A 25,054-nucleotide genomic window follows, 5' to 3' on the forward strand; every position below is an offset into this window, starting at 1 on the left:
CGAGTGAGGAAACTTCCTTATAATTCGCGCTCCTCGTGTCGGCTGAATCAGAGATTGGCTGGCACAAATATTAACCTACTCTTATTAGGAGAGAATTATGTCTCTGAATGCAGAAACTAAAGCAGCAATCGTTGCAGAATACGCACAAGGCGAAGGCGACACTGGTTCACCAGAAGTTCAAGTAGCTCTACTTACAGCTTCTATCAACCACCTACAAGGTCACTTCAAAGCACACAAAGGCGATCACCACAGCCGTCGTGGTCTTCTACGTATGGTTTCTCGTCGTCGTAAGCTTCTAGATTACCTAAAAGGTAAAGATCTAGCTCGCTACCAAGACCTAATCAAGCGTCTAGGCCTACGTCGCTAATAAGCGACTGCATAGCAGTTTGTCTAAAAGGGGCTTTATGCCCCTTTTTTGTTGCCTGTTACTTATTTTGACTGCTATAGCTTAGCCAAATCAGACTTATGCCGTTATACTACACGCGGCTTAATCTCGTTTAGAGATTTTCACTAAGCTCATTGCATTACAGTCAACCTCGTCGACCAAAAGGTCGCGACTATTAAAAGTGAACTGAATACTAAGTTAGTTTGTTTTTACTAGTCGCGATTCGTAATGCCTTGGGTATCAATCAATACTCTCTAAGCAAATCAATCGATGCGCTTGGAAACAAGGAATAACAATGTTCGAAAAACCAGTTGTTAAAACGTTCCAGTACGGTAACCACACAGTTACTCTAGAAACTGGCGTTATCGCACGTCAAGCTACGGCTGCAGTAATGGTTACTATGGACGATACAGCAGTATTCGTTTCTGTAGTTGGTAAAAAAGAAGCGGTTGAAGGTCAAGACTTCTTCCCTCTAACAGTTAACTACCAAGAGCGTACTTACGCAGCAGGTAAAATCCCTGGTGGTTTCTTCAAGCGTGAAGGTCGTCCTTCTGAAGGCGAAACGCTAACGGCTCGTCTAATCGACCGTCCAATCCGTCCTCTATTCCCGGATGCATTCAAAAACGAAGTTCAAGTTATCGCGACAGTAGTATCTGTGAACCCAGACGTTCAACCAGACATCCCAACGATGATTGGTACGTCTGCTGCGCTAGCTATCTCTGGTATCCCGTTCAACGGTCCTATCGGTGCTGCACGTGTTGGTCACATCGACGGTCAGCTAGTACTTAACCCAAGCAACACTGAGCTAGAAGCATCTAAGCTAGACCTAGTTGTTGCGGGTACTGAATCTGCAGTACTAATGGTTGAATCAGAAGCTGACAACCTAACTGAAGAAGAAATGCTATCTGCTGTTGTATTCGGTCACGATCAACAACAAGCGGTAATCAAAGCAATCAACGAATTCAAAGCTGAAGTCGCTACTCCTGCTTGGGATTGGGTTGCACCAGAAGAAAACACAGCGCTTGTAACTAAGATTGCTGAACTTGCTGAAGCTAAACTGGTTGAAGCTTACCAAATCACTGAGAAAATGGCTCGTTACGACCGCATCCACGAGATTGCTGGTGAAGTTAACGAAGTTCTTCTTGCTGAAGATCCAGAAGCAAACACAAAAGAAATCCACACTATCTTCCACGATCTAGAGAAGACAGTTGTACGTCGTAGCATCATCGCTGGTAACCCACGTATTGATGGTCGTGAAAAAGACATGGTTCGTGCGCTAGACGTACGTACTGGTGTTCTTCCACGTACACACGGTTCTTCACTATTTACTCGTGGTGAAACTCAGGCGCTAGTAACTGCGACTCTAGGCACGCAGCGTGATGCTCAAATCATCGACGAACTAACGGGTGAGCGTAAAGATCACTTCCTACTACACTACAACTTCCCTCCGTACTGTGTAGGCGAAACTGGTTTTGTAGGTTCTCCTAAGCGTCGTGAAATCGGTCACGGTAAACTGGCTAAACGCGGTATCGCAGCAGTAATGCCTTCTGTTGATGAGTTCCCATACACAGTACGTGTTGTATCGGAAATCACTGAATCTAACGGTTCATCATCAATGGCTTCTGTATGTGGTACTTCTCTTGCTCTTATGGATGCAGGTGTGCCAATCAAGTCTTCTGTTGCGGGTATCGCAATGGGTCTTGTTAAAGAAGGCGACGACTTCGTTGTTCTTTCAGACATCCTTGGTGACGAAGACCACCTAGGTGACATGGACTTTAAAGTAGCGGGTACTAACACTGGTATCACTGCACTTCAAATGGACATCAAGATCGAAGGTATCACTAAAGAGATCATGCAAATTGCGCTTAACCAAGCTCAAGGCGCACGTAAGCACATCCTATCTGTAATGGATGAAGCTATCTCTGGTGCTCGTGAAGACATCTCTGAATTCGCTCCTCGCATTCACACAATGAAGATCAGCGCAGAGAAGATCAAAGACGTTATCGGTAAAGGTGGTGCAGTTATCCGTGCTCTAACTGAAGAGACTGGTACTACTATCGAAATCGAAGACGACGGTACGATCAAGATTGCAGCAACTGAAGGTGCAGCAGCGAAAGAAGCTATCCGCCGCATCGAAGAGATCACTGCTGAAGTTGAAGTAGGCCGTATCTACACTGGTAAAGTTGCACGTCTAGCTGACTTTGGTGCATTCGTAACGGTTCTTCCTGGTAAAGATGGTCTAGTACACATCTCTCAAATCGCTGAAAAACGCGTTGAGAAAGTGTCTGACTACCTAACTGAAGGTCAAGAAGTTCAAGTTAAAGTTCTTGAAATCGACCGTCAAGGTCGCGTACGTCTAAGCATGAAAGAAGCAGTAGAGAAGCCAGCAGAAGAAGCGTCTGACGCATCTGAAGCTAAAGGCGAGTAATCTAAGATTCGACTTTTGGTCTTTTATTAGCTTAAGAGCCTGAAAGCATGCTATAAAAGGGGAGCATTTTCGCTCCCCTTTTTTTTGGCCTGTTTCGTCAAGTTTAGCCTCAAGCGAAGTTAAATATCCTATAGTGCATAAAGAGAAACAGACCCAGAGCGGTCCAAACAGGAGTACCAATTAGTGAAATGGTTTCAAACCGCAAGTTTATGTGTCGCTATCGCGCTGACCGGTTGTGCTAACACCTCTCAACAATCGGCACAAAAGTGGATCTATCCTCCGATGGCGGTACCGCTACAACCAAGCGTGCAACAAGAAGTCCAGATTGCTCGTCTTTCTCAGTTATTACAACGTCCAGATTTGAGTGACGAAGTTCGCGCTAAGATGCATTACGAGCGCGGTAACTACTACGACAGCGTTGGTTTGCGTGATCTTGCCCGTTTGGATTTTAATCAGTCTTTGCAACTTAACCCTGCTCAACCAGATATCTTTAACCTACTAGGGGTGTATTTCACTCAAGTTGGTGAGTTTGATGCGGCTTACGAAGCATTTGATTCGACATTAGAGCTTGCACCAGAGAATTCATACGCAGAGCGTAACCGCGCGATTGCGCTTTACTATGGTGGTCGTATCGATCTGGCTTTAGAAGACATGACCAAGCATTACCAAGAAATGCCGAGCGACCCATTCCGCGCGTTATGGTTGTACATCATCGAAGCAGAACAAAATCCAGAGCAAGCGAAAGCGAACCTAGAAAAGCGTTACCAACGCGATCGCAGTGAAGAGTGGGGCTGGGTTCTAGTTGCCATCATGTTGCGTGATGTATCTGATGACGCAGCGTTAAAAGCCATCATGGATGGTACGCGTGAAAACTACCGTCTTGCTGAGCGTCTAACAGAAACTTACTTCTACCTTGGTAAGCGTTACCAACTAGAAGGTGATATTGCTGATGCGATTTCATTGTACAAGCTAGCAATCTCTTTCAACGTTTATGAATACGTAGAGCACCGTTACTCCTTCTTGGAACTGGCGCAAATCTACGATCAGTTGCAGCAAGAACAACTTGCTAAGCTCAAAGCTGAGCAACAGAAGCAAGAAGAAAAATAGCCATTAGCCGCTCAACTAGAGCGGCTTTTTTGTGCTTGAAGAATTTGGTGAGCTTCTCTAAAATAGTTAGCCTTGCTAACTAAATGGGCGGAACGTAATGGCATTAGAAAAAAGCCTGATCGATTTAGAGCGCTTTTGTGCAAAGGCGTGGCGAGTGTATGCCAAAGAGGATCCGCTTTCGCATCTGAGCTTTAATGAGTTTGATTACTTGCGAGTGATCCAGCTTCATCCAGAAGGTATACGCATTACTGACTTGGCGGAAGAGCTTCATGTTACCAAGCCTTCGGCTTCAAACATGGTGGTTCGTTTGGAGAGAAAGGGCTTGGTGAAGCGTATTGCTTGTAATGAAGATGCTCGTTCTAAGCGCGTGCTGCTAACAGAAGAAGTAATCGAAGAAATGTCATTGGAACAGGTGGTATATAAAGACATTTCACAGCAGCTTATGTGTAAGTTGGATGCGAAAGAAGCACAGCAATTGAAAGCGCTATTAGATAAAGCGCTCGGAAACTAAACCTATTTTTTATTCTTTTATCTATTTAGTTAGCCTTGCTAACTATTGGTGGTAGTCATGCAAAACTCTATTTATAAACAGTTTTGGAAATACACAATTCCGACCGTCGCAGCCATGCTGGTCAACGGTTTATACCAAGTCGTTGATGGTATCTTTATTGGTCGTTATGTAGGTGCTGATGGATTAGCGGGGATCAACGTTGCGTGGCCGATCATTGGCTCGATACTCGGTATTGGTATGATGGTGGGGGTGGGGACGGGCGCTCTAGCCTCTATCAAGCAGGGTGAAAAAGACCGTGAGGGCGCGAAACGCATCCTTTCTACTGGTTTATTGCTTTTAGTTGCTTTGATGCCAGTTGTTGCAACAACATTGTTCTTCTTCGCCGATGATTTTATTCGCTGGCAAGGCGCGGAAGGTCGTGTTTATGAGCTTGGTTTGCAGTATCTGCACATCTTAAGCGTCGCGTGTGTGTTCTCGCTTGGGTCAATTGCGGTGCCGTTCTTGTTGCGCAATGACGATAGCCCGAATTTAGCCACCATTTTGATGGTGATTGGTGCTGTCATCAATATCGTGCTCGATTATATCTTTATCGCTTGGCTTGGCTGGGAGCTTAAAGGAGCGGCAATCGCAACTGCGTTAGCGCAGATGGTGGTGACGATTCTTGGTGTTGGTTACTTCTTTACTGCAAGAGCGAAGATGCGCCTGTCGACTGGCGATCTGAAAATGCAGTTTGATGTCATCCCTAAGATTGTCATGATCGGCACATCGAGCTTCTTTATGTATGCCTATGGCTCAATGATGGTCGCACTGCACAATGCGCTATTTGCCCAATACGGCAGTGCATTGCTTATTGGCGCTTACGCTATCTTGGGCTACATAGTGACGGTTTACTATTTGATTGCGGAAGGCATTGCCAATGGTATGCAACCTCTAGTGAGCTACAACCATGGTGCGCGTAATCAAGACAATATTCGTAAGCTGTTGAAGGTCGCAATGGGGACTTCGGTGCTAGGAGGGGTTGCGTTTGTTATTCTGATGAACATTTTCCCATACGAGTTTGTGTCCGTGTTTAACAACGCCGACCAACATCTTATTGATGCGACGGTGGTGGGGATTCGTCTCCATATGTTTGCGCTGTTCTTAGATGGCTTCTTGGTGGTTGCCGCAGCGTACTACCAATCGGTGAACAAAGGCAGCAAAGCGATGTTCGTGACCATTGGTAATATGGTGATTCAATTGCCGTTCTTATTCATTATGCCAAAGCTATTCGGTGTTACTGGTATCTGGATTGCGTTCCCATTATCTAACATAGCTTTGAGCTTAGTGGTGATGACAATGCTGTGGCGCGATATTAAGAAGCTAATGAACGAGAGCTCTGTAGAGGCAAGTATTCAAGCGTCTTAACGACGAATAAAAATAAAAAAGCGAGGTTATAACCTCGCTTTTTTATTGCTTTGAAGCCCGTGAGAAAGAGTTAGATGTTCTTCACTTCCAGACCCGCAAGTTGATGCCAATAACCGTTACATTGGCGGTCTTGGATCTTGCCTGGGTTAGTACCTTTCTCATTGGAACGGAACTGATCCAGTTCAGAGAAGGTGCTAAGACCAAGTGGGCTCAAACGTACCACGTCAACTAGACCTTCCATGCTTGGCAGATCGTTGATCAGGTTGTAGCAGTAACCAGACTGAGTTTGGATACCGTTTAGGTTAAATACTTCCTGACCCTCTTGGCTGCTTACTTTAATGCCCGTTGGGTACTTAATACAGCAGGTTTCGCAGTCATCTTTGGCTTTGTTTTCTGCACGAGCTGTAAAGCAGCGCGCCGAGTAAGCCAGAGGCAGATAACCATGGCTGAAGACTTCTACTTCAAACTTATTACGAATACCAAGTTCATCACATTGAACCAGCGTGTTGCTGAGCCATTCGCGTGATAGTTCTACTGGCATGCACCAGCGGATCATGCCTTGTTTTAGAAACAAGTTAAGCGTGTGAGCGTTGTAAGTATTAACTGCAGGGCCAACGACGAAAGGCACTTTATGCTCAGAAGCCAGTTGAACCGCGGACACGTCATTGGCTTCAATCGCGAAGTCACCGTTGTCGATGTACTTCTTCATGATGTTCACTTCACTTGGCGCTTCTAATAGTGCCATCGTTGATAGCACGACTTGTTTGCCAGATGCAGAGAGTTCTTTCGCGATATCGAACCAATGTGCAGGCTTCATTTCACGACGTTTCGAACATACGGTTTCACCAAGGTAGATGATGTCCGCAGAGCTTGATTTTGCTTGTTCATAAAACGCTTCAACATCTTGCTTTGGCCAGAAGTACAACAGTGGACCAAGCGCGTATTTCATTGAGTTATCCATCTTAACCTCTACTGCCATTTACGGTGGTAAGCACCAAGAGTGGTTTGCGTGCCTTCAGACACGTTTGCCAACGTTGCATCCCAAGCAGCTTCTACTTGGTAAGCTTCTGGGTTTGCTTGGTAGCGATCAATCGCTGCACGCCATGTGCGCGTTACTTGTTCTACGTACGCAGGACTCCGTTGGCGACCTTCAATTTTTACTGAAGCGACATTAGCGGCAAATAGCTCTGGCAGCATCGACAGGGTGTTCAAACTGGTTGGTTCTTCCAGTGCGTGATAACGTTTTTTCTCGCCTTCAATTTCAGCTTCAAAACGACCTTTACATAAGGTTGGGTAGCCCGCGTTTTCACCTGCGCTGTAGCGATCGATCAGAATGTCGTTAAGACGAGACTCCAGACCATTCTCAGTCTCTTGCCAGCGGACGTATTTTGCTGGAGAACATGCACCAACGGTGTTTGGTGATTCACCTGTCATGTATGACGATAGGTAGCAACGACCTTCTGACATGATACACAGGCTACCAAAAGCAAAGACTTCTAGCTCGACATCACTGGTGATATTGCGAGAAAGCTGTTTTACCTGATGGATAGACAGTACGCGAGGCAGTACTACGCGTTTTACGTTGAAGTTTTGTTTGTAGAAATCAACGGCTGCAACGTTGGTTGCTGAAGCTTGCACAGAAAGGTGCAGCTCGAGCTCTGGGTATTTGCGAGCAGCGTACTCAAGTACCGCAATGTCAGCCACGATCAGTGCATCGACACCCAGTGCTGCTGCATTGTCGACAGCGTTTGTCCAACGTTCGAAACCATTTGGATGGGCAAAGGTGTTGAGTGCAACGTGGATCTTTTTGTTGCGGTCATGAACGTATTGCACCGCTTTTTCTAGCTTCTTGCCGTTGAAGTTCAGACCAGCAAAGTGACGAGCGTTGGTATCGTCTTTAAAGCCGATGTATACGGCATCTGCACCGCAATCAATCGCAGTTTTTAACGCAGGCAGGTTACCCGCAGGACACAAGAGTTCCATATGCTCACAATCATAGAGAATAAAAAGGTGCCCGCATTTTATGAAGAATTATGAATAGCGAAATTGACCTAAGTTAGGTTTAGCTCAATAAAGTTGAGATTTACCCCTTGAGAGTAAGGGGTAACACTCAGATTTTGTTGCAGTTGAGATCAGTTCTTATGACGGCGGTTTTGCGCAAACAACTCTTCCACTTCGTGTTTAGGTTGAGGACGGTAGAAATGGAAGCCCTGAATCGAGTTACATTGTAGGTTCGATAGCAGTGTTGCTTGCTGGTGGGTTTCTACACCTTCGGCAACAACGGTCAAATCTAATGATTTACCAAGATTGATGATGTTCTCAATCACCGTCACCTGTTTCGGTAGTGTATCGATGTCGTTGATAAACGCACGGTCGATTTTTAATTCATCGATAGGGAAGCGTGCTAAGTAGGAAAGGGAAGAGTAACCAGTACCGAAATCATCGATAGACAGCGCGAAACCAAGCTTCTTGATCGCATTAAGCATTTGCAAAGTGTGTTCGCTATCGCTCATTACCGCACTTTCGGTGAGCTCAAAGGTAATGCAGCTTGGGTCAAGTTCAGTAGTGCGCAGTAACTTCTCCATATAGTCGATCAGTTGTGGATTACCGAACTGCTCTGGAGAGAGGTTGATCGCCACGCGTCCCGGTAGAATGCCTTGCAGTTTCCAGCGTTTTACTGTGTTAAACACATCGCGCATGACCACGCGACCAAGGTGTTCAATTAAGCCTGCACGCTCGGCGACAGGGATAAATGCGCCCGGACTGATGTAGCCTTCGACTGGGTGCTTCCAACGTACAAGCGCTTCGGCGCCGTTAATGCTGAAGTCGCGCGCGTTAACCTTCGGCTGGTACCAGACTTCCAACCCGTTTTGCTGCAAGGCTTTCTGCAGTTCAATTTCTAGCCATAAACGCATGCGCGCTTCTTTGTTCATCTGATCGTTGAATTTAATCAGACGGTTCCGACCGCGATCTTTCGCTTCATACATTGCAGTGTCAGCATTTTGCAGCAGAATGCGTGCATCTTGCCCATCTTCTGGGTAACGCACACTACCGATAGAGCATGCAAGGCGTTTACTGAAGTGATGGAGATCGAAAGGTTGGTTAATCAGAGAAATAATGCGCTCAGAGAGAATCTCCGCCATGCGAGTGTTTTCTGGCTCAGGTAGAATGATGCCAAACTCATCGCCGCCCAAGTGCCCAATGATGGCTTGATTAGGTAAAGATCGTTTTAAGCGGGCGGAGACTTCTTGAATCACTTTGTCACCGATGTGGTGACCAAGTGAGTCGTTAATGTTCTTAAAGTTATCGATGTCGAGGTAGAAAACCAGCAACGGTGTCTGGCTCTTAATCAGTTGCTCTAATCGTTTCGTAAAGCCAAAGCGGTTATACAGTTTGGTCAGTGAATCGATGTGTGCGTCTTCATTGGAATTAGAAGAGAGCAGCTTGGGCGCGTCATCGGCATCTTGGATCAAAATGATTTGAGATTCACTCCCAAGAATTGCTGTGGTATCAGCATGCAACTGAACTTTCCGTTCGAAGCCACAGCGGGCGCTGGTCAGACACACAAAAGGTTTTTCAGAAAGTAATGTGCTGATGCGATGGGTGAAGACTTTTTTGCTGTTTTCATCGATAAACAAGCGAGTCAGCTCTTCACCAAGTAGCTCATGAGGCGAGTTCAACCCGAGTAAACGTGCGGAGGCTGGGTTGGCAGAGATGATGATGTCATCTTCTACCAATAACAAACCGTCAGGCAGTAATTGGGTTAATTTGGCGAACTTACTTTCTGACTCTTCTAAAGAACGAACCAGAATTTGTTTCTCAGACGTATCGATGGCGTGGAAGACCACGAAGCGGATTTCATTTTCTTCATGAACTGGAGAAAGGCTAAAGTGAAGGCTGGTTTCAAGGTCCGTTTCGTCAAGCGTGATTTCCGCTTCAACATGATCGCCTTTGAACGCGCGTTGGTAGTAGGGCGCGAGCTTCTTATAGAACTGCTCTCCCAGTACTTGGCTGTCGTTCAGACCAACGATGTCGTCGTGTCCTAAGCCTGCAATGTCACAATAGCGATCACTTACCATTCGATAATTGTGTTTCTTATCAAGAATGGCAAAAAAGAATGGGCTATTTGAGGTAAGCGTTGCAAACCAATGTTGTAATTGCTGGGAAGGCATTAAGGTGTTACCGATCTCCAATGAGCCTGATTATTCGTCCGTGTAATAAAAACGCTATTTTGATAACTATAACTTTGAACATACCGTTATTAAAGCGTTTATCCACGTCTTCGCGTCAATAATACACGTAAGGTCAAAAAAACGACGCTTGGGTGAGTAAAACTGCCTATTTCTAAAACAAACAGATTTATTGATACATAACAGGTACTGGTATTACTCTATTGCGTAAGATAGACAACCTTATGACAAAGTAACGGATAATTAGCGTGTTAAACAAGATTCGCAGTCAACTAGTAAAGAACGCAGCATCAATTTTGCGATCTCCAGTCCAGTTATTGCCACAAACTGTTCAGAAAAAAGCCTTATTGGAAGGTTTGAAAATGGTGTTCAAAGAAGCCCTAGAAGATGGCGATTTTGAGTTCCTTGAAGACAAGTGGTTAAAAGTTGCGATTAAAGACTTGAACTTAGCATGGTACATCAGCTACCAAGATGAAAAATTAGTGGTAGCAGAGAAACCGGTTCAGGAAGATGTAAGCTTTAGTGGTAACCTTAACGACCTAGTACTTATTGCTGGTCGCAAAGAAGACCCTGATACGCTGTTCTTCCAACGTCGTCTTTCTATCGAGGGCGACACTGAGCTTGGCTTAGAAGTGAAAAACCTGATGGACAGTGTCGACTTAGAGCAGTTACCAAAAGCGATGCAAGTAGCACTGAACCAATTGGCTGACTTTGTTCAGAAAGGGGTTCAAGCGCCTGCACAAGAAACCGGAGTAGCGAATGCTTATTCGAACTGAAGCCCCTGCGGACATTCTCACCATTGACCGCTTATTAAAACACGCTTTCCCAACGGATGCGGAAGCCAACCTAGTGATGCGTTTACGTGAAAACGGTAAGCTCACTCTGTCTTTGGTGGCATGTACCGATGAAGGTGAAGTGGTTGGTCACGCGTTGTTTAGCCCTGTGACGTTGAATGGTGAAGATTTGTCATGGCAAGGTCTTGCGCCTTTGGCCGTACATGAAGATTACCGCCGCCAAGGCATTGCCGCTGAGTTAATCAAAGAAGGCTTTGATTCACTGCGTGATTTTGGTTACCCAGTGTGTGTGGTATTGGGTGAGCCGGATTACTATGCGCGCCAAGGCTTTACAGCCAGCGAAGAGATGGGCTTCGACTGTGCGTGGGAAGTACCGCAAGGTGCGTTCCGTGTAGCAGAATTGGTCGAAGGTCAGTGTGACGGACGCTCTGGTCGTATCGATTATTCGCCAGAGTTTTCTGAGCTATAATCGCCAATATTGAATGACAAAGCCCGCTGAAAAAAGCGGGCTTTGTTTTTGAGCCGATTTTTTGACTGGCAAAAGAGGAAAGGTGGATTAATCCTGTTCTTGGACGCGTTTTTTACCCCAAACTTCGATTTTTGCCTTTTTACTCATGCCAGCAGCATTCAATGTCATGTTACCCCAGCTTTTGTATTCCATCTCTAAACGTTTGAATTTCGCATCTTCAGAACCCGGCAGTGTCCAAGCGCGCGTCGACATGCCTTTGGTCAGAGTGCCAACCATGGTTTTGAGTTTTTTCTCGCTGCCATCGGTCATGGTCACTTTCATGTTCTTAATACTCATGGTGCCTTGAGTGCACTTAATTTTGATCTTGCTGAATTTACGGTTTTGAAACAGACCGTTTGGCTCTACTGTGTCGGTTTCTGTTTGGAAGTTCACGGTTTTCTCTGCGATCAGCTCCCAACCATCGTTGCTATCCTTAGCGAATGCGGTAAAGCTGGTGGTGGCGATAAGTAACGTAATAGCGATTGATTGGAAAAGCTTCATAACACCTCTGACTTTAAATGCGAAATTTTGATAGGATTGCCTCGTTCAAATAGGTGACAAAAGATGTCAATTAACGAGAAACAATATTTACATGAAATGGGGATCAGCACTTGGGAGCTGAGTCACCCAGAAAGGCTGGAAGGCTATCAATCGCCATTATTGGATTTGCAAAGTTCTTGTAAACTCCTATTGGTATCGCCAACGTGTCCAGAAAACGAGACAGCTTTGATGTTTGAGCGTGTTTTAAAAAGCATTAAGCTCACGCTTGACGACGCGCTGCACCTAGAGCCTGAACGCTTATCCATGCTGGGTGAGCATCAACTAGAGTGGGTGTGGTTCGCAGGCTGTGAGGCAGATGCCAGCATCAATGCCAAGCAACTGATTTCACCGCTATTACAAGATATTGATGGCAACAACGAACAACGCCGTGCATTGTGGCAACAAATCTGTTCGTACTCTTAACGGAGCTAACGCGTGACAATTGAAATTACGCCGATGGGTGCGGAGCACCTTGACCAAGTTTGGCAAATCGAACAGCAAGCGCATTCTCACCCTTGGGCAGAATCTTTGGTTCGTGATTTATCCAGTCGCGGTGCTTGTCATCATGTGATGCTGGAAGGTACTCAGGTGGTGGGTTACTTCTATGGGCAGAATATTGTTGGGGAAGTGACGTTATTGAATATTGCCGTAGCGCCATCTCATCAAGGCAAAGGGCTTGGGCAAAAATTACTGGATGCGTTTATCGAATACTGCGAGCAAGCCAAAGCAGAAAGCGCTTGGTTGGAGGTACGTGAAAGCAACCACCCGGCAATCCATATTTATGAGCAAGCGGGTTTTAATGAAGTGGATCGTCGTTATAACTATTACCCAGCTAAAACGGGTAATGGGAAAGAAGATGCCATCATCATGAGCTACCTGTTTTTTAATGAGTAAGGTCTGTGGATAGCAAATAAATTGCACACACCTTAAGTTCATCGTCACATTAATAAGCCTCGGAATTCCCGAGGCTTTTTACTTTCTGGCATTTTACTTCATCCTTTTGACCGATTTGCCAAGCTTATTTTTGTTCGCTTTATTACCATGTAGGTTATAAGTTTATAAATTATATGAAACAAGATCTTGTCGGGAGGAAGAATTTACGATGCCGTATCCGCAAAAATTCGATACTCCTGTTGCTCAGTTGTTTGATGAGCAGAGTAGGGGAACTGTTCTAACAGTCTTAATGTTGGTGACCTTGGCGACATTTGTGCCACTTGGTATTAAAAATCTCCTGATTGGGGAGACATTCCTTGGGTGTGTTTTACTGGCTTTCCAACTGAGTTTCATTATTGAGTTTGCTGCATTGTTTATCCTTGGTGAAAGTAAAATTGGATATCGTATTCCACTGTTTTTGCTTTGGTTATCAGTGGTTTTAAGTGTGCATATCTTTGGCATCATCGCGACGTATTGGGTATTTCCGGTCATTGTGGCTTTGGTATTTATCATCCCGAGTAAAGATGCGTTGGTTACCAATGGGTGGATCATAGCTGGCTGTACATTCTCTGCTTGGTATCAACTTGAATGGAGCATCACTTTACGTTTTGTTGTTGCGGTAATTTGCTGCGCCATAGTTGCGCATGTGGCAGTGCATAAAATTGTTGAGTTGCAGGATAGGTTGAAGTTTCTTTCTACTAGAGACTCGATGACAGGTGCTCTTAATCGAGGGCAGTTAGAAGCTTTTCTTCTACGAGCCTTAGATGAAAAAAGAAGCGGTACCACCTCTTCAATAGCAGTCATTGATATTGACCATTTTAAACAGGTAAATGATTTGTACGGTCATGATGTTGGGGATGAGGTGATCAGTCAGATCGTTACAACGCTCAATGACTATTCAAGAGAGTACGATTTGCTGTTTCGATTGGGGGGAGATGAGTTCTTGATCTTGTTTGAAGGACTTTCCGATCAAACCGCGCAATTTATGATGAGTAGCATCAGCGATAAGGTGCGCGCCAAACATTATCCTCGCCATGCAAAAGTGTCTTTGAGTGTGGGCATTTCTGAGTGCTTGCTCGATGATGACACACCAGATCTTTGGCTAAAGCGTGCTGACATTGCTTTGTACGATGCAAAGCAAAATGGGCGGGACCAAATTGTAGTGGCTTCTACCATTGCTGCTGAAGTCGAATTGCTGGACTGGCAGGACGAAGCTCAGCAACGTAGTTATCTATAAACTCGCGAGGACAAACTCACGAGGAAAGTTGCCCCTAAAGCAATAATAAGCGAGAATACCGCGCAATATTGAATCGAATAAAGCTTGTTTGAATTTCGAGCAAGTCATCAGACATCAAAGAAGACCAGTTTCATGTCAAATACACCTTTTCTAGGCGAAGTTTCTAAGCGTAGAACGTTCGCTATTATTTCTCACCCGGATGCGGGTAAAACCACCATTACTGAAAAAGTACTGTTATTCGGAAACGCGATCCAAAAAGCAGGTACGGTTAAAGGTCGTGGTAACGCACAGCACGCAAAATCAGACTGGATGGAAATGGAAAAGGAACGTGGTATCTCGGTTACTACTTCTGTAATGCAGTTCCCTTACAACGATTGTCTGGTAAACCTACTTGATACTCCTGGACACGAAGACTTCTCGGAAGATACTTACCGTACTCTAACGGCAGTTGACTCATGTCTGATGGTTATCGATGCAGCGAAAGGTGTTGAGGACCGTACTCGTAAACTAATGGAAGTTACACGTCTACGTGACACGCCAATCGTAACCTTCATGAACAAACTTGACCGTGACGTTCGTGATCCAATGGAAGTATTGGATGAAGTAGAAAACGAATTGGGCATGATGTGTGCGCCAATCACATGGCCAATCGGCTGTGGTAAAGAGTTTAAAGGTGTTTACCACATTCACCGTGACGAGACGATTCTGTACGAATCAGGTCATGGTCATGAGATCCAAGAAGTTCGCATCATCAAAGGTCTAGACAATCCAGAGCTAGACGAAAAAGTAGGTGAAAGCCTAGCAGAAAGCGTTCGTGAAGAGCTTGAACTTGTCATGGGCGCATGCCCTGAGTTTGACTTAGAGTTATTCCTAACGGGTGAACTAACGCCAGTTTACTTTGGTACGGCACTGGGTAACTTTGGTGTTGACCACATGCTAGATGGTCTGACGGAGTGGGCTCCTGCACCGAAAACGCGTCAAGCAGTTGAGCGTGATGTTGAAGCAACAGAAGACAAGTTCTCTGGTTTCGTATTTAAGATCCAAGCAAACATGGACCCAAAACACCGTGACCGTATTGCCTTCATGCGTATCGTATCGGGCACTTACACGCAAGGCATGAAGATGAACCACGTTCGTCTTGGCAAGCAAGTGAGTATTTCAGATGCGGTAACCTTTATGGCGGGTGACCGTTCTCGTGCAGAGCACGCTTACGCGGGTGACATCATTGGTCTACACAACCACGGCACTATCCAAATTGGTGACACTTTCACTCAAGGTGAAGCGCTGAAGTTCTCTGGTATTCCAAACTTTGCTCCGGAATTGTTCCGTCGTATTCGTCTAAAAGATCCATTGAAGCAGAAGCAGCTACTAAAAGGTCTGGTTCAGCTGTCTGAAGAAGGTGCGGTACAGGTATTCCGTCCATTGCAAAACAACGATCTTATCGTAGGTGCGGTTGGTGTACTTCAGTTTGACGTGGTTGTAGCTCGTTTGAAGTCAGAATACAACGTTGAAGCGATCTATGAAGGCGTGAACGTGGCAACTGCTCGTTGGGTTGAGTGTGGCGATGCGAAGAAACTGGATGAGTTCCAGCGTAAGAACCAAACGAACCTAGCATTGGACGGTGGCGATAACCTAACTTACATTGCACCGACCATGGTTAACCTAAACCTAGCGCAAGAGCGTTTCCCTGATATCGATTTCCGTGCGACACGTGAGCACTAATCGAATCTAACTCGCTTTACATCGCGTACTAGATTATAAGCCGCCGTTAGCTATACACTTAGTTAACGGCGGTTTTTTTATTTGGTTTACAAAGAACTCTATGAGCTAAAAAAGGGTGGGCAATGAACTGGTTTAAAAAAGGACTTAAACGCTACGATGATTGGTGCAAAGAGATGGGACTAACACCCGACCAAAAGCGCAGTTGCGTGCCGTTCAAACAAGACCCAGCTAATGAGCCATCTTCAACAAAGAAAGAAGAGCAAGAGAAGCCAAGTAATGAAACTATTTGATACTCATTGCCACTTTGACTTCGATGTCTTCCAAGATGACTTTGCATATCAAGTTGAGCTTGCGCGTGAGCAAGGAGTAGAGCGCATCCTTATTCCGTCTGTCGGGCCAAGTAATTGGACTCGCATTCAAGACCTCGCCAATCAATATTCTCATCTCTATTATGCACTGGGTTTTCATCCCTATTTTCTCCAACAAGAGTTTGAGCTATTTGCTCCAGAGTTGGAATCATTGCTTTCTTCGTCCAACCAGCAATGCGTTGCAATAGGAGAGTGCGGTTTGGATTTCGCCATCGAAGTGCCAGTTGAGCGACAAGAGCGCGCGCTTGAGTTGCAATTTGAGCTAGCAAAGCGGTTTGATTTACCGGTGATCCTGCACAGCCGCAAAGCGCACAATCGACTTATTCAGATGGTTAAAGCGGCACATTTACCAAAAGGTGGGGTGTTGCATGCGTTCTCAGGCAGCTACCAACAGGCGATGGAATGGGTTCGATTAGGCTTTTCGATTGGCGTCGGAGGCACCATTACGTATCCGAGAGCTAACAAAACTCGCGACGCAATTCAAAGATTACCCCTTGAACATCTCGTCTTAGAAACGGATGCCCCAGATATGCCTATACTTGGCTATCAGGGTGAGCCGAATCATCCCTCACAACTTATTCATATTCTCAATGAATTAGCTTCTTTACATAGCAAAAGCAAGCAATCGATTGCTTCTCAGCTGTGGGAAAATAGCAATTCTGCTTTCTTTATATGTGAATAAAATCTAAAGAAGCTGTTTAAAAGCGAAAACGTTTTCCTGCTTATTGTGAGTTGACTCACAAACGAGAGTGAATCAATGATGAATCTTATAAGAAAGTGTGAGGGTGGCATTACTTTAATTGATTCTGCATGAGTATAATTGCCCCCGCTTTATAGCTCCATTTTGTAACACGCCAACAAATAACTTATAAGGAAGTCATAAACTATGAGCCTGTTTATGAGCCTAGTCGGTATGGTAGTGCTTCTTGCTATCGCATTTGCATTTTCCAATAACCGTAAAGCTATCAATCTAAGAACTGTGGGTGGCGCATTTGCTATCCAATTCATCCTAGGTGCATTCGTTCTTTACGTACCTTGGGGCCGTGATCTACTAAACGGTTTCTCTACTGGTGTTTCTAACGTTATCAACTACGGTAACAACGGTTCATCATTCCTATTCGGTGGTCTTGTTTCTGACAAGATGTTCGAAGTATTCGGCGGCGGCGGCTTCATCTTCGCATTCCGCGTTCTTCCTACACTGATCTTCTTCTCAGCACTGATTTCAGTTCTTTACTACATTGGCGTAATGCAGTGGGTTATCAAGATTCTTGGTGGTGCACTACAAAAAGCGCTTGGCACTTCTCGTGCGGAATCAATGTCTGCAGCAGCTAACATTTTCGTAGGTCAAACTGAAGCACCTCTTGTTGTTCGTCCTTTCGTTCCAAAAATGACTCAATCTGAGCTATTTGCGGTAATGTGTGGTGGTCTAGCATCTGTAGCTGGTGGTGTACTAGCAGGTTACGCTTCAATGGGTGTACCTCTAGAGTACCTAGTAGCAGCATCATTCATGGCAGCACCAGGTGGTCTACTATTCGCTAAGATTCTTCACCCAGAGACTGATCAGCCTCACGAAGACATCGAAGAAGCAATGGACGGTGGCGACGACAAACCAGCTAACGTAATCGACGCAGCAGCGGGCGGTGCGGCTTCTGGTCTACAACTAGCACTAAACGTTGGTGCAATGCTAATCGCGTTCGTAGGTCTGATTGCGCTTGTTAACGGTATGCTAGGTGGCATCGGCGGTTGGTTCGGTATGCCTGAACTGACTCTAGAACTAATCCTAGGTTACGCGTTCTCTCCACTAGCATTCCTAATCGGTGTTCCTTGGGACGAAGCAGTTGTTGCTGGTTCATTCATCGGTCAGAAACTAGTTATTAACGAATTCGTTGCTTACTTGAACTTCACACCTTACCTAGGTGACAGCGCTCAAGTAGTTGCGGCAACTGGTGAAGTAATGTCTGAGAAGACTACAGCTATCATCTCATTCGCACTATGTGGCTTCGCGAACCTTTCTTCTATCGCGATCCTACTTGGTGGTCTAGGTAGCCTTGCACCAAACCGTCGTTCAGATATCGCTCGCATGGGTATTAAAGCAGTTCTTGCTGGTACGTTGTCTAACCTAATGGCAGCGACTATCGCAGGCTTCTGCCTTAGCCTTGCAGCATTTTAATTAGAATCGGTTCTTAATATATAGACGCCGTTTTAAACCATGCCCTGTAGCAAGAGATTGCTGCGGGGCATTTTTCGTTTTTTGGACCTGAAAACTTAACCGCACGTAGGTCTACGTGAGTGGCTTACGCAGTCGGTGGAATAGGGGCTGGAAAATTTTGAGATACAAACCGTTTGCGCTCTATTTGGTGCTACAGTTTTGCGGTGAATATCTATAATGTAGTAATCACGAGATCGTGGTTATGATAACCACTTAATCATAGAGTGAATATTACATACTCGATGGGCAAATGAATTGCCCTCAATATCAAATCAAACAAGCGTTTTATTGTTTGATGTGATATTAAAGACACCGCAATCATAGATTGTTGTGCCATAGGCCAAACTGGTACTGTGCGGTGACAAGGATAGCAATTGGCATATGACTTTTTCGCAGTATATGCCGAGTCTTCAGGGAACCAAGTCCGTTCATAAATAGACTGTTTAGCCAATTTCTCACACTGTCTCGACTTGTTGATTATAGTTAGAGAAGTGATGTGAGGCTGAGTAGTGAATTTTTTGAATATTGATCGGAGATAGAAATGAGCGATTTAAAAGCAGCAGCGCTACGTGCACTGAAACTTATGGACCTTACTACGCTAAATGATGATGACACTGATGCAAAAGTGATCTCACTATGTCATGACGCGAAATCTGCAGTAGGCAACACAGCTGCAATTTGTATTTACCCTCGCTTTATTCCTATTGCTAAGAAGACACTTCGTGAGCAAGGCACGCCAGAAGTTCGTATCGCAACAGTAACGAACTTCCCACACGGTAACGACGATATTGAAATCGCTGTTGCTGAAACAAAAGCGGCTGTCGCTTACGGTGCAGACGAAGTTGACGTAGTTTTCCCATACCGCGCTCTAATGGCGGGTGATGAGAAAGTGGGCTTCGAGCTAGTTAAGCAATGTAAAGAAGCTTGTGGTGACATCCTTCTTAAAGTGATCATCGAAACTGGTGAACTTAAAGAAGAAGCGCTAATCAAGAAAGCATCTCAAATCTGTATTGAAGCAGGTGCTGACTTCATTAAAACTTCAACTGGTAAAGTGCCAGTAAACGCAACGCCTGAATACGCTCGCATGATGCTTGAAGTTATTCGTGACATGGGTGTTGCAGAAACTGTTGGTTTCAAACCAGCAGGTGGTGTGCGTACTGCTGAAGATGCAGCGGCATACCTAGCAATGGCTGACGAAATCCTAGGTGATAACTGGGTTGATGCTCGTCATTACCGTTTCGGTGCGTCTAGCCTGCTTACAAACCTACTAAATACATTAGAAGTATCGGACGAAGTCGCTGATCCAACAGCGTACTAATTCCAACAATACGTCTGAACGGTAGCACCAACTTTGGTGCTACCAAACCTCTTCTATCCTACTTATACCATGGCTCAAAATGAGCTTGGGAGGCACTAATGTATTTACCACAAGAAATTATCCGTAAAAAACGTGACGGCGAAGTTCTAACAGCCGACGAAATCAACTTCTTCATTCAAGGCGTAGCGAACAACAGTGTATCTGAAGGTCAGATCGCTGCATTTGCTATGACAATCTTCTTCAATGAAATGACGATGCCAGAACGTATCGCACTAACGTGTGCAATGCGTGATTCAGGTATGGTTATCGATTGGAGCCACATGAACTTTGGTGGTCCAATTGTCGATAAGCACTCTACCGGTGGTGTGGGTGACGTAACTTCTCTAATGCTTGGTCCAATGGTGGCTGCATGTGGTGGTTTCGTACCAATGATCTCTGGTCGTGGTCTTGGCCATACTGGCGGTACGTTGGATAAGCTTGAGTCTATCCCTGGCTACAACATCACGCCAACAAACGATGTTTTCGGTCAAGTGACCAAAGATGCTGGTGTGGCTATCATCGGTCAAACGGGTGATCTTGCTCCTGCGGATAAGCGTGTTTACGCGACTCGCGATATCACGGCTACTGTAGACAACATTTCACTAATCACGGCGTCGATTTTATCGAAGAAGCTTGCTGCTGGTCTTGAATCTCTAGTGATGGACGTAAAAGTTGGTTCTGGTGCATTCATGCCAACTTATGAAGCGTCTGAAGAGCTAGCAAAATCAATCGTTGCGGTAGCAAACGGTGCAGGCACTAAGACAACCGCTATCCTAACGGACATGAACCAAGTCTTGGCGTCTTCTGCGGGTAACGCAGTGGAAGTACGTGAAGCGGTTCGCTTCCTAACAGGTGAATACCGTAACCCACGTTTACTTGAAGTAACAATGGCGTCATGTGCAGAAATGCTGGTACTTGGCAAACTTGCTGAGAACACAGAAGACGCACGTGCAAAACTGATGGAAGCGCTAGACAACGGCAAAGCTGCTGAGTGCTTCGGTAAGATGGTTGCTGGTCTAGGTGGTCCTGCGGACTTCGTAGAAAACTACGATAACTACCTAGAAAAAGCAGAAATTATTAAACCTGTGTACGCAACAGAAACTGGCGTTGTATCTGCGATGGACACTCGTGCTATCGGCATGGCTGTTGTTTCAATGGGCGGCGGTCGTCGCGTTGCGACAGATGAAATCGACTACGCAGTTGGTTTCGATAACTTCATCCGTCTAGGTGAAGTAGCAGATAGCGATAAACCTCTTGCGGTTATTCATGCTCGCACTGAAGAGCAATGGGAAGAAGCCGCTAAAGCACTTCGCAGTGCAATCACTGTAGGTGGTGAGTACACACCAACTCCAGAGGTTTACCGTCAAATCCGTGCAGAAGATCTTTAATCGAATAAGTAATTACACAAGGCCTACTCAACCATAATAAGAAGCCGAGTGGGCCTAAGGAACGAGCAATGAAAAGAGCATTTATTTTAGTACTAGACTCATTCGGCATCGGCGCAGCTGCAGATGCAGAACAATTTGGTGATGTAGGTTCAGACACATTAGGTCATATTGCAGACCAGTGTGAGCAAGGCTTAGCAGATAACGATCAACGTAAAGGTGCACTTCGTCTTCCAAACCTATCTAAGTTAGGTTTGGCAATGGCACATAAAGAGTCAACAGGTCGCTTCGCACCTGGCCTAGACGCAGATGCAGAAATCATTGGTGCGTACGGTCACGCAGCAGAGCTTTCTTCAGGTAAAGATACTCCATCTGGTCACTGGGAAATCGCTGGTGTGCCTGTTCTGTTTGATTGGGGCTACTTCACTGATAAAGCGAACAGCTTCCCGAAAGAGCTGACTGACCGCATCCTTGAGCGTGCGGGTTTAGACGGCTTCCTAGGTAACTGCCATGCATCAGGTACTCAAGTATTGGATGACCTTGGTGAAGAGCACATGAAGACAGGTCAGCCAATTTTTTACACGTCTGCTGACTCTGTATTCCAAATTGCATGTCACGAAGAGACTTTCGGTCTAGACCGTCTACTAGAGCTTTGCCAAATTGCACGTGAAGAGCTAGAAGATTACAACATCGGTCGTGTTATTGCGCGTCCTTTCATTGGTCCTGGTAAAGGTCAATTTGAACGTACGGGTAACCGTCGTGACCTTTCTGTTGAGCCACCATCAGCAACTGTTCTTCAGAAGCTAGTTGATGAGAAGCAAGGTGATGTGGTTTCTATCGGTAAGATTGCTGATATTTACGCGAACTGCGGCATCACTAAGAAAGTGAAAGCGACAGGTATCCCTGCATTGTTCGAAGCAACACTAGAGCAAATCAAAGAAGCGGGTGACAATACTATCGTATTCACTAACTTTGTAGACTTCGACTCAGCGTACGGTCACCGTCGTGACGTAGCGGGTTATGCTGCGGCACTTGAGTATTTCGATGGTCGCATCAACGAAGTGCTAGAGCTAATGGAAGAAGACGATGTTCTTATCCTAACGGCAGACCACGGTTGTGATCCAACATGGTCTGGTACTGACCATACTCGTGAGCACATTCCAGTAATTGTTTATGGTAAGAAAGTACCAGCGGGCTCACTAGGTCGTCGTGATAGCTTTGCAGATATCGGTCAAACATTGGCAAGTTACTTCGGTACATCACCAATGGATTACGGTAAGAACTTCCTATAATTAGGTAGGTTTTGAAAACTAGGAGCTTGATTGCTCCTAGTTTTATGTTGGCAGCATGAAAATGTTGCTTGTCGGAAATGAGAATATTCTAGCCAAAACCGCCAGTAGCAGTGCGGATCGCTAGAGACAGGTTAAGGAAAAGAAACATGGCAACTCCACATATCAACGCAGAAATGGGTGCATTCGCAGACGTCGTTCTAATGCCGGGTGACCCGCTACGTGCTAAATACATTGCAGAGACTTTCCTTGAAGATGTAGTTCAAGTATGTGACGTTCGTAATATGTTCGGTTACACCGGCACTTACAAAGGTCGTAAGATCTCAGTAATGGGTCACGGTATGGGTATTCCATCATGTTCAATTTACGTGACTGAGCTAATCAAAGACTTCGGTGTGAAGAAAGTGATTCGTGTAGGTAGCTGTGGCGCAGTGAACGAAGATATCAAAGTACGTGATGTTGTTATCGGCATGGGCGCTTGTACTGATTCTAAAGTTAACCGCATCCGCTTTAAAGGTCATGACTTTGCCGCTATTGCTGACTACAAAATGGTTCGCGCAGCAGAAGAAGCAGCGAAAGCTCGCGGCGTAGACGTAAAAGTAGGTAACCTGTTCTCAGCAGAACTGTTCTACACGCCAGATCCAGAAATGTTCGACGTAATGGACAAGTACGGTATCGTAGGTGTTGAAATGGAAGCGGCTGGTATCTACGGCGTTGCTGCTGAGTACGGCGCGAAAGCTCTGACTATCTGTACTGTTTCTGACCACATCAAAACTGGCGAGCAAACCACATCTGACGAACGTCAAACTACGTTCAACGACATGATGCTAATCGCACTTGATTCAGTATTGCTAGGTGATGAAGAGTAAGGGCGAACAGCCTTCTATTCTTTTGCTTATCAGCATAAAAAAACAGCCCGCATCATGCGGGCTGTTTTATTTTGATAAATTGGTTTTTGAATTACTTGGTTAGCAATAGGTTTTCACCTTTTTTACGGCGGATCGGCTGTCTGCGTAAAATCATGATGAACAGCATGCCACATGCAAAGCTCATCAGTACCATCATGTACATGTAACGGTCACTTTTACGGTAGTGATGATCAGAGATTGCCGTTACACGACCGGTTTCAAAAGTCACTCGTACAAAGCCAATCACTGCGCCATCTGCCAGTACCGGTTCAACGAGCTGCTGACGTCCAATCGACGCTGTCGCAAGTGGCGTATCTAATCCAAGTACCTCTCGTACAGACAGCGCTTCTTTGCTGGATGCAAGACGCACACCTTGCGCGTCATAGATGGTCGCATCGAATACCAGACGGTCTTGTGCTAACTGATTCGTCAGTTTAAGCAGACGTTCTTGGTCTTTATTTATGATCATTTCACTGGCAGATAACGACGCCTGCGAAATCAAAACTTTGGTCAGGGTTTCAAGCTGCTGCGCTTGTATCTTCTCATTACCCTTACTGATGACGACACTGTTTTTGATGGTGACAAATAGCATCACACACAGCAGTATCAGCGCCAGAATTCGTAGGGCATTCCTTACTGAGAATAAGGATTCACTCATGCTCTTTACTCGTCCATTCAAAACAAAACAAAGACTTGCCTTTTTAGCTTGTTGAGGTAACGTTTTAGCAAAGTCACAAGGGATTATATACATGGACGCGTCAAAAAGCTTGCCTATCAGAAGGCATACGACTCTTTTAAAACGACTACCCGAAACTCGCTTTGCTACTCAGCTCGATAAAGCCAAGGCTAACTGGATTGTATTTGGTGAGCACCTTGAGCCTCGCAATTTTGAAGACATCGATTTTTTTACCGGCTTCTACAACCCAATTTTAGATACTTGGAAGGTAGGTCAGTATGAAGTGGCATTGATGGCGGGTAACCTTACGCCAGAGCATGAAACCATTCTGAAAAGCTTAAATCTGGATTACGCTTCTTTAAACGAAGTACCGGATCTTTCTGCGCCGGGTTTGGTTGTGTTTGATATGGATTCAACTGCGATTCAAATCGAGTGTATCGACGAGATTGCTAAACTTGCCGGTGTAGGCGAAGAAGTCGCCGAAGTCACCGAACGAGCCATGCAAGGTGAGCTGGACTTTGAACAAAGTTTACGTCAGCGCGTTGGTAAGCTGAAAGGGGCTGATGAAGCCATTCTTGAGCAGGTACGAAGCCAACTGCCATTCATGCCAGACTTCGAAGCGTTGATTACAACCTTCAATGCATTGGGTTGGAAGACTGCGATTGCCTCTGGTGGATTCACTTACTTCTCCGACTTTATTAAAGACAAAGTGGGATTGGATTTTGCGCAATCCAACCAACTAGAAATTGTTGATGGCAAATTGACGGGTGAAGTGCTTGGCGATGTTGTATCTGCCCAAACCAAAGCTGACATTTTGGTAGAGCTTGCAGAAGAGTACGAGATTGAGCAACACAATACCGTCGCAGTCGGTGACGGTGCAAATGATCTGGTGATGATGTCTGCTGCAGGGCTGGGTGTGGCTTATCACGCTAAACCTAAAGTTGAAGAGCAAGCGCAAACTGCCGTTCGATTCGCAGGTCTAGGTGGTGTGCTGTGTATTCTTTCTGGCGCTTTAGTTAAGCAGCAGAAAATCAGTTGGAAAGCGAAACCATAATCTGGGTTTTCACGACGAAACACGATAGAAAAACACCGCCAGTTTGGCG

General features: G+C 45.4%; 24 protein-coding genes. 19 read left to right on the forward strand and 5 right to left on the reverse strand.

What is annotated here, in order from left to right; genetic code table 11:
- Nucleotides 1-97: 97 nt before the first annotated feature.
- From rpsO to vmrA, 5 genes are all read left to right on the forward strand, one after another.
- Entirely contained in the window at nt 98-367 is a 270-nt protein-coding gene (rpsO, locus tag OH463_RS13570) for a 30S ribosomal protein S15 (RefSeq protein WP_005449146.1), read from the forward strand.
- A gap of 313 nt (nt 368-680) precedes the next feature.
- Nucleotides 681-2,813, forward strand: coding sequence for a polyribonucleotide nucleotidyltransferase (pnp, locus tag OH463_RS13575; RefSeq protein ID WP_005449145.1), 2,133 nt, complete (start codon nt 681-683; stop codon nt 2,811-2,813).
- A gap of 183 nt (nt 2,814-2,996) precedes the next feature.
- Nucleotides 2,997-3,920, forward strand: a complete 924-nt coding sequence (gene nlpI / locus OH463_RS13580; protein WP_005449143.1) for a lipoprotein NlpI — start codon at nt 2,997-2,999, stop codon at nt 3,918-3,920.
- Nucleotides 3,921-4,017: 97 nt separating this feature from the next.
- On the forward strand, nt 4,018-4,431 hold the full coding sequence (locus OH463_RS13585) for a MarR family winged helix-turn-helix transcriptional regulator (RefSeq protein WP_005449142.1): 414 nt from the start codon (nt 4,018-4,020) through the stop codon (nt 4,429-4,431).
- A gap of 57 nt (nt 4,432-4,488) precedes the next feature.
- On the forward strand, nt 4,489-5,835 hold the full coding sequence (gene vmrA, locus OH463_RS13590) for a sodium-coupled multidrug efflux MATE transporter VmrA (RefSeq protein ID WP_005449139.1): 1,347 nt from the start codon (nt 4,489-4,491) through the stop codon (nt 5,833-5,835).
- A gap of 70 nt (nt 5,836-5,905) precedes the next feature.
- Here the strand turns inward: vmrA and OH463_RS13595 are convergent, their stop codons facing one another.
- The 3 genes from OH463_RS13595 to OH463_RS13605 form a co-directional block, all read right to left on the reverse strand.
- Nucleotides 5,906-6,784 (reverse strand): U32 family peptidase, encoded by an 879-nt coding sequence (locus OH463_RS13595; RefSeq protein ID WP_005449138.1) that lies wholly within the window; start codon nt 6,782-6,784, stop codon nt 5,906-5,908.
- 20 nt (nt 6,785-6,804) lie between these two features.
- Nucleotides 6,805-7,818, reverse strand: coding sequence for a ubiquinone anaerobic biosynthesis protein UbiU (gene ubiU, locus OH463_RS13600; RefSeq protein ID WP_005449137.1), 1,014 nt, complete (start codon nt 7,816-7,818; stop codon nt 6,805-6,807).
- 149 nt (nt 7,819-7,967) lie between these two features.
- Nucleotides 7,968-10,007 (reverse strand): sensor domain-containing protein, encoded by a 2,040-nt coding sequence (locus tag OH463_RS13605; RefSeq protein WP_005449136.1) that lies wholly within the window; start codon nt 10,005-10,007, stop codon nt 7,968-7,970.
- Nucleotides 10,008-10,273: 266 nt separating this feature from the next.
- Here OH463_RS13605 and ubiT point away from each other — a divergent pair, with 266 nt between their 5' ends.
- Both ubiT and OH463_RS13615 read left to right on the forward strand, forming a co-directional pair.
- Complete coding sequence (gene ubiT, locus OH463_RS13610) at nt 10,274-10,801, forward strand: ubiquinone anaerobic biosynthesis accessory factor UbiT (RefSeq protein WP_005431915.1); 528 nt, start codon at nt 10,274-10,276, stop codon at nt 10,799-10,801.
- The gene (locus tag OH463_RS13615; protein ID WP_038898002.1) at nt 10,785-11,288 is read left to right on the forward strand and encodes a GNAT family N-acetyltransferase; all 504 of its coding nucleotides are present in this window, start codon (nt 10,785-10,787) and stop codon (nt 11,286-11,288) included. The genes ubiT and OH463_RS13615 overlap by 17 nt, the downstream gene beginning before the upstream one ends.
- Nucleotides 11,289-11,375: 87 nt before the next feature.
- Here OH463_RS13615 and OH463_RS13620 read toward each other — a convergent pair whose 3' ends face one another.
- Nucleotides 11,376-11,828, reverse strand: a complete 453-nt coding sequence (locus OH463_RS13620; RefSeq protein WP_005449133.1) for a hypothetical protein — start codon at nt 11,826-11,828, stop codon at nt 11,376-11,378.
- Between the two features lie 63 nt (nt 11,829-11,891).
- Here OH463_RS13620 and OH463_RS13625 point away from each other — a divergent pair, with 63 nt between their 5' ends.
- From OH463_RS13625 to deoD, 11 genes are all read left to right on the forward strand, one after another.
- Complete coding sequence (locus OH463_RS13625) at nt 11,892-12,290, forward strand: DNA polymerase III subunit psi (RefSeq protein WP_050923253.1); 399 nt, start codon at nt 11,892-11,894, stop codon at nt 12,288-12,290.
- A gap of 12 nt (nt 12,291-12,302) precedes the next feature.
- Nucleotides 12,303-12,761, forward strand: a complete 459-nt coding sequence (gene rimI, locus OH463_RS13630; protein WP_017189163.1) for a ribosomal protein S18-alanine N-acetyltransferase — start codon at nt 12,303-12,305, stop codon at nt 12,759-12,761.
- A 208-nt stretch (nt 12,762-12,969) separates the two neighbouring features.
- The gene (locus tag OH463_RS13635) at nt 12,970-14,037 is read left to right on the forward strand and encodes a GGDEF domain-containing protein (protein WP_009698716.1); all 1,068 of its coding nucleotides are present in this window, start codon (nt 12,970-12,972) and stop codon (nt 14,035-14,037) included.
- Nucleotides 14,038-14,169: 132 nt separating this feature from the next.
- The gene (prfC, locus tag OH463_RS13640) at nt 14,170-15,759 is read left to right on the forward strand and encodes a peptide chain release factor 3 (protein ID WP_005449129.1); all 1,590 of its coding nucleotides are present in this window, start codon (nt 14,170-14,172) and stop codon (nt 15,757-15,759) included.
- A 122-nt stretch (nt 15,760-15,881) separates the two neighbouring features.
- A complete protein-coding gene (locus OH463_RS13645) occupies nt 15,882-16,049 on the forward strand; it encodes a DUF5363 family protein (RefSeq protein ID WP_269991476.1) in 168 nt (55 codons plus the stop codon).
- Complete coding sequence (locus OH463_RS13650) at nt 16,036-16,809, forward strand: TatD family hydrolase (protein WP_269991478.1); 774 nt, start codon at nt 16,036-16,038, stop codon at nt 16,807-16,809. Before OH463_RS13645 ends, OH463_RS13650 begins: the two co-directional genes overlap by 14 nt.
- A 204-nt stretch (nt 16,810-17,013) precedes the next feature.
- The gene (locus tag OH463_RS13655; protein ID WP_005449124.1) at nt 17,014-18,297 is read left to right on the forward strand and encodes a NupC/NupG family nucleoside CNT transporter; all 1,284 of its coding nucleotides are present in this window, start codon (nt 17,014-17,016) and stop codon (nt 18,295-18,297) included.
- A 580-nt stretch (nt 18,298-18,877) separates the two neighbouring features.
- Nucleotides 18,878-19,654 carry a deoxyribose-phosphate aldolase gene (deoC, locus tag OH463_RS13660; protein ID WP_005449122.1) on the forward strand — a complete coding sequence of 259 codons (777 nt, stop codon included), beginning with the start codon at nt 18,878-18,880 and terminating at the stop codon, nt 19,652-19,654.
- 98 nt (nt 19,655-19,752) lie between these two features.
- The gene (deoA, locus tag OH463_RS13665; protein ID WP_005449121.1) at nt 19,753-21,081 is read left to right on the forward strand and encodes a thymidine phosphorylase; all 1,329 of its coding nucleotides are present in this window, start codon (nt 19,753-19,755) and stop codon (nt 21,079-21,081) included.
- A 68-nt stretch (nt 21,082-21,149) separates the two neighbouring features.
- The gene (locus OH463_RS13670; RefSeq protein ID WP_269991480.1) at nt 21,150-22,370 is read left to right on the forward strand and encodes a phosphopentomutase; all 1,221 of its coding nucleotides are present in this window, start codon (nt 21,150-21,152) and stop codon (nt 22,368-22,370) included.
- A gap of 146 nt (nt 22,371-22,516) precedes the next feature.
- Nucleotides 22,517-23,236 (forward strand): purine-nucleoside phosphorylase, encoded by a 720-nt coding sequence (gene deoD, locus OH463_RS13675; protein WP_005449118.1) that lies wholly within the window; start codon nt 22,517-22,519, stop codon nt 23,234-23,236.
- 91 nt (nt 23,237-23,327) lie between these two features.
- Here deoD and OH463_RS13680 read toward each other — a convergent pair whose 3' ends face one another.
- On the reverse strand, nt 23,328-23,933 hold the full coding sequence (locus OH463_RS13680) for a YtjB family periplasmic protein (protein WP_009698713.1): 606 nt from the start codon (nt 23,931-23,933) through the stop codon (nt 23,328-23,330).
- A gap of 91 nt (nt 23,934-24,024) precedes the next feature.
- On the opposite strand from OH463_RS13680, the gene serB reads away from it, so the two are divergent.
- Nucleotides 24,025-25,005, forward strand: a complete 981-nt coding sequence (gene serB / locus OH463_RS13685; RefSeq protein ID WP_005449114.1) for a phosphoserine phosphatase — start codon at nt 24,025-24,027, stop codon at nt 25,003-25,005.
- The last annotated feature ends 49 nt before the right edge of the window (nt 25,006-25,054 follow it).

Origin of the sequence: Vibrio sp. NFR, assembly GCF_027587095.1 — a bacterium.
GTDB lineage: Bacteria > Pseudomonadota > Gammaproteobacteria > Enterobacterales > Vibrionaceae > Vibrio > Vibrio harveyi.

Bases quoted from the DNA above. Each gene is read 5' to 3' on its own strand.
- rpsO (WP_005449146.1), top strand. From the start codon at position 98: ATGTCTCTGAATGCAGAAACTAAAGCAGCAATCGTTGCAGAATACGCA.
- pnp (WP_005449145.1), top strand. From the start codon at position 681: ATGTTCGAAAAACCAGTTGTTAAAACGTTCCAGTACGGTAACCACACA.
- OH463_RS13585 (WP_005449142.1), top strand. From the start codon at position 4,018: ATGGCATTAGAAAAAAGCCTGATCGATTTAGAGCGCTTTTGTGCAAAG.
- vmrA (WP_005449139.1), top strand. From the start codon at position 4,489: ATGCAAAACTCTATTTATAAACAGTTTTGGAAATACACAATTCCGACC.
- OH463_RS13595 (WP_005449138.1), bottom strand. From the start codon at position 6,784: ATGAAATACGCGCTTGGTCCACTGTTGTACTTCTGGCCAAAGCAAGAT.
- ubiU (WP_005449137.1), bottom strand. From the start codon at position 7,818: ATGGAACTCTTGTGTCCTGCGGGTAACCTGCCTGCGTTAAAAACTGCG.
- OH463_RS13605 (WP_005449136.1), bottom strand. From the start codon at position 10,007: ATGCCTTCCCAGCAATTACAACATTGGTTTGCAACGCTTACCTCAAAT.
- OH463_RS13615 (WP_038898002.1), top strand. From the start codon at position 10,785: ATGCTTATTCGAACTGAAGCCCCTGCGGACATTCTCACCATTGACCGC.
- OH463_RS13620 (WP_005449133.1), bottom strand. From the start codon at position 11,828: ATGAAGCTTTTCCAATCAATCGCTATTACGTTACTTATCGCCACCACC.
- OH463_RS13625 (WP_050923253.1), top strand. From the start codon at position 11,892: ATGTCAATTAACGAGAAACAATATTTACATGAAATGGGGATCAGCACT.
- OH463_RS13635 (WP_009698716.1), top strand. From the start codon at position 12,970: ATGCCGTATCCGCAAAAATTCGATACTCCTGTTGCTCAGTTGTTTGAT.
- prfC (WP_005449129.1), top strand. From the start codon at position 14,170: ATGTCAAATACACCTTTTCTAGGCGAAGTTTCTAAGCGTAGAACGTTC.
- OH463_RS13645 (WP_269991476.1), top strand. From the start codon at position 15,882: ATGAACTGGTTTAAAAAAGGACTTAAACGCTACGATGATTGGTGCAAA.
- OH463_RS13650 (WP_269991478.1), top strand. From the start codon at position 16,036: ATGAAACTATTTGATACTCATTGCCACTTTGACTTCGATGTCTTCCAA.
- OH463_RS13655 (WP_005449124.1), top strand. From the start codon at position 17,014: ATGAGCCTGTTTATGAGCCTAGTCGGTATGGTAGTGCTTCTTGCTATC.
- deoC (WP_005449122.1), top strand. From the start codon at position 18,878: ATGAGCGATTTAAAAGCAGCAGCGCTACGTGCACTGAAACTTATGGAC.
- deoA (WP_005449121.1), top strand. From the start codon at position 19,753: ATGTATTTACCACAAGAAATTATCCGTAAAAAACGTGACGGCGAAGTT.
- OH463_RS13670 (WP_269991480.1), top strand. From the start codon at position 21,150: ATGAAAAGAGCATTTATTTTAGTACTAGACTCATTCGGCATCGGCGCA.
- deoD (WP_005449118.1), top strand. From the start codon at position 22,517: ATGGCAACTCCACATATCAACGCAGAAATGGGTGCATTCGCAGACGTC.
- OH463_RS13680 (WP_009698713.1), bottom strand. From the start codon at position 23,933: ATGAGTGAATCCTTATTCTCAGTAAGGAATGCCCTACGAATTCTGGCG.
- serB (WP_005449114.1), top strand. From the start codon at position 24,025: ATGGACGCGTCAAAAAGCTTGCCTATCAGAAGGCATACGACTCTTTTA.